Origin of the sequence: Cellulomonas algicola, assembly GCF_003851725.1 — a bacterium.
Taxonomy (GTDB): Bacteria; Actinomycetota; Actinomycetes; order Actinomycetales; family Cellulomonadaceae; genus Cellulomonas; species Cellulomonas algicola.
The window spans coordinates 1-6,406 of sequence record NZ_BHYL01000360.1 but is presented as its reverse complement, the minus strand read 5'-3'; the positions used below and the strand labels follow the sequence as shown (position 1 = coordinate 6,406).

7 protein-coding genes and 1 pseudogene are annotated in these 6,406 nt (G+C 76.1%); 4 read left to right on the top strand and 4 right to left on the bottom strand.

Annotation, left to right across the window (positions count from 1 at the left end; all coding sequences use genetic code 11):
* Both CTKZ_RS19050 and CTKZ_RS19045 read left to right on the top strand, forming a co-directional pair.
* Nucleotides 1-193 (top strand): annotated as a pseudogene (locus tag CTKZ_RS19050) (RNA polymerase sigma factor); the annotation flags it as partial.
* Nucleotides 194-432: 239 nt separating this feature from the next.
* Nucleotides 433-1,737 carry a glycoside hydrolase family 16 protein gene (locus tag CTKZ_RS19045; protein WP_124344395.1) on the top strand — a complete coding sequence of 435 codons (1,305 nt, stop codon included), beginning with the start codon at nt 433-435 and terminating at the stop codon, nt 1,735-1,737.
* 81 nt (nt 1,738-1,818) lie between these two features.
* On the opposite strand, the gene CTKZ_RS19040 is transcribed toward CTKZ_RS19045, so the two are convergent.
* Together CTKZ_RS19040 and CTKZ_RS19035 are read right to left on the bottom strand one after the other, a co-directional pair.
* Complete coding sequence (locus tag CTKZ_RS19040) at nt 1,819-2,547, bottom strand: GNAT family N-acetyltransferase (RefSeq protein ID WP_124344394.1); 729 nt, start codon at nt 2,545-2,547, stop codon at nt 1,819-1,821.
* 17 nt (nt 2,548-2,564) lie between these two features.
* Nucleotides 2,565-3,323 carry a class I SAM-dependent methyltransferase gene (locus CTKZ_RS19035; RefSeq protein ID WP_124344393.1) on the bottom strand — a complete coding sequence of 253 codons (759 nt, stop codon included), beginning with the start codon at nt 3,321-3,323 and terminating at the stop codon, nt 2,565-2,567.
* Between the two features lie 193 nt (nt 3,324-3,516).
* Between CTKZ_RS19035 and CTKZ_RS19030 the strand changes: the two genes are divergently transcribed.
* Entirely contained in the window at nt 3,517-4,128 is a 612-nt protein-coding gene (locus tag CTKZ_RS19030; RefSeq protein ID WP_124344392.1) for a hypothetical protein, read from the top strand.
* A 115-nt stretch (nt 4,129-4,243) separates the two neighbouring features.
* Here CTKZ_RS19030 and CTKZ_RS19025 read toward each other — a convergent pair whose 3' ends face one another.
* The gene (locus CTKZ_RS19025) at nt 4,244-4,942 is read right to left on the bottom strand and encodes a class I SAM-dependent methyltransferase (protein WP_124344391.1); all 699 of its coding nucleotides are present in this window, start codon (nt 4,940-4,942) and stop codon (nt 4,244-4,246) included.
* A gap of 107 nt (nt 4,943-5,049) precedes the next feature.
* Between CTKZ_RS19025 and CTKZ_RS19020 the strand changes: the two genes are divergently transcribed.
* Nucleotides 5,050-6,003, top strand: coding sequence for an AraC family transcriptional regulator (locus CTKZ_RS19020; protein ID WP_124344390.1), 954 nt, complete (start codon nt 5,050-5,052; stop codon nt 6,001-6,003).
* Nucleotides 6,004-6,091: 88 nt separating this feature from the next.
* Here CTKZ_RS19020 and CTKZ_RS19015 read toward each other — a convergent pair.
* The coding region (locus CTKZ_RS19015) for a hypothetical protein (protein ID WP_124344389.1) at nt 6,092-6,406 on the bottom strand (315 nt) is incomplete at its 5' end.

The following is a 6,406-nucleotide window of genomic DNA, read 5'->3' as shown; positions in this document are numbered from 1 at the left end:
GCTCGCGGCGCTGCCGTCGGAGCCGGTGCCGGCGTTCCAGCCGTGGTGGGCGGCGCGCGCGGACCTGCTGGCGCGTGCGGGCCGCGCCGACGAGTCGGGACGCGCCTTCGCGCGCGCGGCCGAGCTCGCGGACGACGACACCGTGCGCGCGTATCTCGACGCCCGCCGGCGGTCCGACGGGCACCCGTCGTGACTGCGGCGGCGCGCGGTCGCTGTCCGATGGATCCCGAATCGTTTCGCTGACCGCGCGCGTCGTCGCAGGTCAGCGGGGTCCTGGCCGCACGATCGGGTGGCCTCGGTAAGGATTACTTGCCTGTCAGTAAGCAGGGCCGTTACGGTCGGTCGCCGGACGGCAGGGCGCGCCCGGCACAACGAAGTGACACGAGTCAGCCGCGCTTGCGTCGTCCACCAGACGACCCCGAGGAGGCACCGATGCCCGTCGCACTCGTACGTCCCCGCACGTCCCGCCCACGCCACGTCCGCCGCAGCCGCATGATCGGCGCAGGCGTCCTGACCGTCGGCCTGGTCGCCAGCGCCCTCACCGCCGCCCAGCTCACCGGCGGTCCCGCCGCCCCCGCGTCCGCCGCGGTCGGCGACGTCATCTGGTCCCAGGAGTTCAACGGCGGCGCCGGCAGCGCCCCCGACGGCAGCGTCTGGAGCTACGACACCGGCGCCGGCGGCTGGGGCAACGGCGAGCTGCAGAACTACACGACGTCCCGCGCGAACTCCGCGCTCGACGGCCAGGGCAACCTCGTCATCACCGCCCGCCGCGAGGGAGACGGGTCGTACACGTCGGCGCGTCTGCAGAGCAACAACAAGTTCGAGCAGAAGTTCGGGCGGATCGAGGCGCGCATCCAGATCCCGCGCGGCCAGGGCATCTGGCCCGCCTTCTGGATGCTCGGCGGCGACTTCCCCCAGACGTCGTGGCCCAGCAGCGGCGAGATCGACATCATGGAGAACGTCGGCAAGGAGCCGCACCGCATCTACGGCACCGTGCACGGCCCCGGCTACTCGGGCGGTGCGGGCATCACCGGCATGTACCAGCACCCGCAGGGCTGGTCGTTCGCCGACGACTTCCACACCTACGCGGTCGACTGGAAGCCCGGCTCCATCACCTGGTCCGTCGACGGCAACGTCTACCACCAGGTCACGACGAGCCGCGTCGGCGGCAACCCGTGGGTGTTCGACAAGCCGTACTTCCTCATCCTCAACGTCGCCGTCGGCGGCCAGTGGCCCGGCTACCCCGACGGGTCGACGCAGCTCCCGCAGCAGATGAAGGTCGACTACGTCCGCGTCTACGACAACGGCTCGACCGGCGGCGGTGGTGGCGGGGGCGGCGGCTCGCTGCCGACCGGCACCGGCACGATCCGCGTCGCGAACCAGCTGTGCCTCGACGTCCCGTGGGCGCAGACGCACGACGGCAACCCGATCCAGGTCGTCGGCTGCAACGGCAACGCCGCGCAGTCCTGGACCCGCGGTTCCGACGGCACGGTCCGGGCGCTCGGCAAGTGCCTCGACGTGAGCGGCGGCGGGACGGCCAACGGCACCGTCGTGCAGCTCTGGACCTGCAACGGCACGGCCGCCCAGCGCTGGACCTACGACTCCGGCACGCGCGCGATCAAGAACCCGCAGTCCGGCCGCTGCCTCGACGGCGTCGGCGGGCTGCCCGTGCACGACGGCCAGCGCGTGCAGATCTGGGACTGCAACAACCAGGCCAACCAGCAGTGGTACCTGTGACCCGCTGAGCACAGCCTGACCTGATCGACCCGACGGGGCGGGGTGCGTGACGTCGCGCCCCGCCCCGTCGGCCGTCCGTGGTCAGCGGACGACGTCGTCCCACCGGTCGACGGGCCACAGGGCGTCGAGGTCGAGCGCACGGGCCGCGTCCAGCAGCGCCGACACCTGCGGGTCCGCCACCGCCGACGCACCCTCCGACTGGGCGTAGTAGTCGGCCAGGAACGCCGCGAGCGCGTCGCCCGACAGCCCCGGCGTGGTGTCGAGCCGCAGCAGCAGCATCCCGTCGACGCGCGCCGCGCCCGGGCTCAGCGACGGCTGCACGTAGGGGAGCGGGACGAGCCGCGCACCGTGCCGGCCGTAGAACCGCAGCCGCGCGACGGGGTCGCCCTGCGTCGCGTCGGCGGCCCACACACGCGGGTCGTCGACCTCCGCCACGACCAGCGAGCCCGGGGACGTCGCCGCCCACCGCGGCAGCACCTCCCGCATCAGCCGGCCGCCGAGCCCGAGGCCCCGCGCCGACGGGTCGAGCGCCAGGTACGTCAGCAGCAGCGCACGCCGGTCCGCGTACCAGGTGCCGAGCATGACGCCGACGGGCCTGCCGCCCGCGAGCACCACGTCGGACGGCTGCGCGTCCGGTCCCGTGAACGTCGCACGGACCTCGTCGAGCGCCATGAGCTCCTCGGGCCGGAACGTCGGCACGAGCAGCCGCCGGTAGACGTCCTCGACGTCGGCGTCCGTCAGCTCCGCGAGGCTCCGCTCGACGACGTCCGTGACCGTCCCGGCGGGGTCCTGAGCCGTGTCGTCCGTCATGGTCCCGATCCTCGCACTCAGCGCGTGGGCGTCCCCGCGCGACGCAGGACGAGCAGCGGCGTCAGGTAGTGCTCGGTGACACGACCGCCGAGGTCCCGCACCGCGCGTCCGGCCGCCTCGGCCTCGGCGTCCGACCACTCGCTGAACGTCGTGAACAGGTCGCGCACCTGGTCGGCACCGAGGTCGACCGACCACCGCAGCTCGTCGACGTGCCGGACCGCGAACCAGCCGCCGGCGGTCAGGCGGCCGACCCACCCGGTCGTGTCGAGCTCCGCGGGCCCCGGCCGCGGCGGAACATCGCCCCGCTCCCGCACGATCTGCGCGACGCGCTCCCGGAACGGCGTGAGCGGCGCCGTCGGGTCACCGAACACGTGCCGCCACACCGCGAGGTGACCGCCGGGGACGAGCGCGCGGTGCAGCCGCGGCAGCACGACGTCGAGGTCCAACCAGTGCACCGCCGTCGCCACCACCGCGAGGTCGAACGCCGCGTCGTCCAGCGGCACGGACTCGGCCGTCCCCTCGACGACCGTCGCCTCCGGGACCCGACGTCGCAGGAGGTCGGCCAGGGCCGGACCGGGCTCGACCGCCGTCACCGCGGCACCGGCCGCGACCATCGGCGCCGTCGCGAGCCCCGACCCGGCGCCGAGCTCGAGCACGCGCGTCCCGCTCCCCAGCACGCCGAGCGCCCCCAGCCGCGACCACAGCGCGTCGGGGTAGGGCGGCCGCGCCCGGTCGTAGAGGTCGGCCATGCCGTCGAAGTGCATCGGGTCGGGCACCTTCGCAGCCTAGGCGCGGCGCTGCCCGCCGACCCGGGCGCCGCCTCGCCGCGCGGCGGCCCAGGGCTTCATCGACGGGGGGGCGGCGCGCTCCCAGGACGACGGGCCGCGGCGCGCCGGTCGGGCCGCGTCCGTCCGCACCTGCGGACGCCCGTCGACGCGCGCCCCGAGGCACCCGCGGCGACACTGGGGCGTGCTCGACCGCTACGACGGCCACATCCTGGGGCTCGCGACGGCCGACGGCCGCCGGGTCGTGATCGGTCGCTGGCTCCGCTCGCCGTGGCCGCCGTTCGCGGACGTCATGACGCAGGACGTCGGCGGCCGGCGCACGCTGCTCGCGCCGCACCGCGACGTGGCCGACGAGATCGCCGCGACCTACGTCTTCGACGACGTCGTCCTCACTCCCGTGCGCGTGACCTGCGACGGGACCGCCCGTCGCTGGTTCGTCGACGCCGGCCCGCTGACCGCCGACGTCACGATCGGCGACCGCACGCCGCTCGGTCGGCTCCTCCGCGCGGTCCCGCGACCGCTGGCTCGCTCGCGGACGTTCGCCACCCTCGCCGACCCGGTCGCCCGCGCGCTGCTCCCGGGCGTGCGGACCCGGGGCAGCGCGGGCGCCGGACGACGCGAGTGGTACGGCGCGACCGACCAGCACGCCGTCGTCGACGCGCGCGTCACCTGGGACGGTCGGCCGTGCGGCGACCTCCTGCCCGCCGTGCCGCCGGTCGCGTTCGGCTTCTCGTCCGTGCCACGCCGCCCGACCGTCACCACGGTCCGCACGACCATCGAGCGCCCGGAGCGGTAGGCGACCGGACGCCACGGGCGTGCACGCGTCCGCCCCACGGGCCGACCACCCGGCCGACGCGGACGGTCGAGCGGTCCCGCCGACCGGCCCCCGCTGCGTCGGGGCCGCCGCGACGTCAGGCCTTGCGGGCGCCCACGAACGTGAGGTCCGCGCCGATCAGCCGCCCGCTCGCGACCTCCCGCGCGTCGACGAGGCCGGCCCCCGCGAGCAGCCGGACGAGCCCGTCGTCGACGTTCGCGCGCAGGCCGTCCGCCGCGGCGGCGCCGAACCGCGGCAGGTGCGACCGTCCTAGCGAGTGTCCGCCGTGCCCGTGCCCGCCGAAGTCGAGGATCGTGACGCGGCCGCCGGGCCGCAGCACGCGCGCGACCTCCTCCGCGGTGGCGTCCCGGTCGCCCTCGGGCACGTGGTGCAGCGCGAGCGCGGACACGACGTGGTCGACGCTCGCGTCGGGCAGCGGGATCGCCTGCCCGTACCCGCGCACGAACGTCAGCGGGACGCGCGCCCGCCGGGCCTTGCGGGTGGCGCGGCGCAGCGCGGGCAGGTCGGGGTCGAGCCCCGTGACGACCGTCCCGGGGATCGTGCGCGCGACGAGCAGCGCGACGTTGCCGGTGCCGCACCCGAGGTCGAGGACGCGGTCGCCGGCGCGGATCCCGGCGAGGCCGACGAGCCGCGCGTGGCGGCGCCGCACGCCGGTCACGGCGCTGAGCACGTCGTAGAACGGCAGCAGCGAGACGCGGCCGGTCGGGGGGAGGTAGGGCGTGACGGCGTCGTCGGCGAGGTCGTCGACGAGCGTCACGTCGGGCGTCGTGGACATCGGGCACCACCTGTTCCTGGTCGTCGGCGGCGTGGTAGACCGTCCGCCGGGCTGCAACCAGCGTCCGGCGCGACGGGAGCGCGGACCAGGACGGAAGTGCGGGGAGAATGCGACGTTCTTCGGCTGTCCCGGCGGCGCCGTTCACGCGCGCCCGACGCCGGGCGGACGGTGCCCCGGTCGTCGCCTACGACCGCCGTCCCGGGCGGGTCCCGATCGGCGCGCAGCTGTTCACGGGCGAGCAGATCTCGCCCCGGGCGCTGCCCGGGGGCATGCCGCACGCGCACGACTTCCTGGTGCTCGTGCACGTCGCGCGGGGGAGCGGGTCGCTGCTCGTCGACGGCCACGGCGTGCCGCTGGTCGCCGGGGACGTGTGCCTGGTGTCGCCCGGCCAGGTGGTCGGGGGCGCGACGACGGACGAGCCCGACCAGGCGCGGTCGTGGGTCGTGTTCTTCACGGCGGACGCGGTCGCGGGCGTGACGGCGAACCCGCTCGCGTGGCGGTTCCACCCCCTGCTCGCGGCCTTCGCGGAGTCGGGTACGGGCGGTCCCCGGACGCTGCGCGTGCCCGACGACGACCGTGCCGCGTGGGAGTCCCTGCTGCACGTGCTCGCCCGGGAGGCGCCCGCGCACGACGAGCCGCCGTCGCTCGCGGCCGCCGACCAGGCGGCCACGGCCGCGCTGACGCTGCTGCTCGTGTCGGTCGCGCGGCTCGCGGGACCGCCGGCGCACGGGGGCGGGGACCCGATCGTCGCCGCGGTCCTCGACGCGATCGAGGCCGGCTTCCGGGATCCGATCTCGACGCGGGACGTCGCCCGGTCGCTCGGCTACACGACCGGGCACCTCACGACCGTCGTGCGGGAGCGCACGGGCCGCACGGTCCTCGAGTGGCTCACCGAGCGGCGGATGATCGAGGCGCGCCGCCTGCTGGTCGAGACCGACCTGCCGGTCGCGCTCGTCGCGGAGCGCACGGGCCACCGGGACGCCGCCTACCTGGTGCGACGCTTCCGGGAGCAGCACGGCGTGACCCCGGCCCGCTGGCGCCGCGGCGCGCGCCCGACCTGACGAGGCGTGCGCCGCGGCTGGGGAGGACGCGCGCGACGCTCCCGCGCGCCGGTCCGGCGCGCGGCGGTCGAGCGAGCGGCGGGACGGCTCAGTGCGCGCCGAGGCCGTCGATGACGCCCGGGTCGCCCGCGAACGGGCGCAGCGCCGCCGGTGCCGGGAAGGGCAGGACGTACCGCGTGACGACGGCGTTGACGTCGCCGAAGTCGTCGGTGGTGACGACGACCCGGTCGGCGGCGACCTCGGACATCCGGACCCGCACGACGCGCCCGTCGTCGAGCGTCAGCTGCCACCGGTCGGCGAGCCAGTGCAGGCCGTGGCCGTCGAGCGCCTCCTCGGCGTCGTGCCAGTCGACGACCCCGGTGAGCTCGCGGCCGATCCGGTCGACGGCGACGAAGCCGTCGCC

What these genes read in the sequence shown, in the direction of transcription:
- CTKZ_RS19025 (WP_124344391.1), bottom strand. Translation starts at nt 4,942, where the DNA reads ATGTCCACGACGCCCGACGTGACGCTCGTCGACGACCTCGCCGACGAC.
- CTKZ_RS19040 (WP_124344394.1), bottom strand. Translation starts at nt 2,547, where the DNA reads ATGACGGACGACACGGCTCAGGACCCCGCCGGGACGGTCACGGACGTC.
- CTKZ_RS19020 (WP_124344390.1), top strand. Translation starts at nt 5,050, where the DNA reads ATGCGACGTTCTTCGGCTGTCCCGGCGGCGCCGTTCACGCGCGCCCGA.
- CTKZ_RS19045 (WP_124344395.1), top strand. Translation starts at nt 433, where the DNA reads ATGCCCGTCGCACTCGTACGTCCCCGCACGTCCCGCCCACGCCACGTC.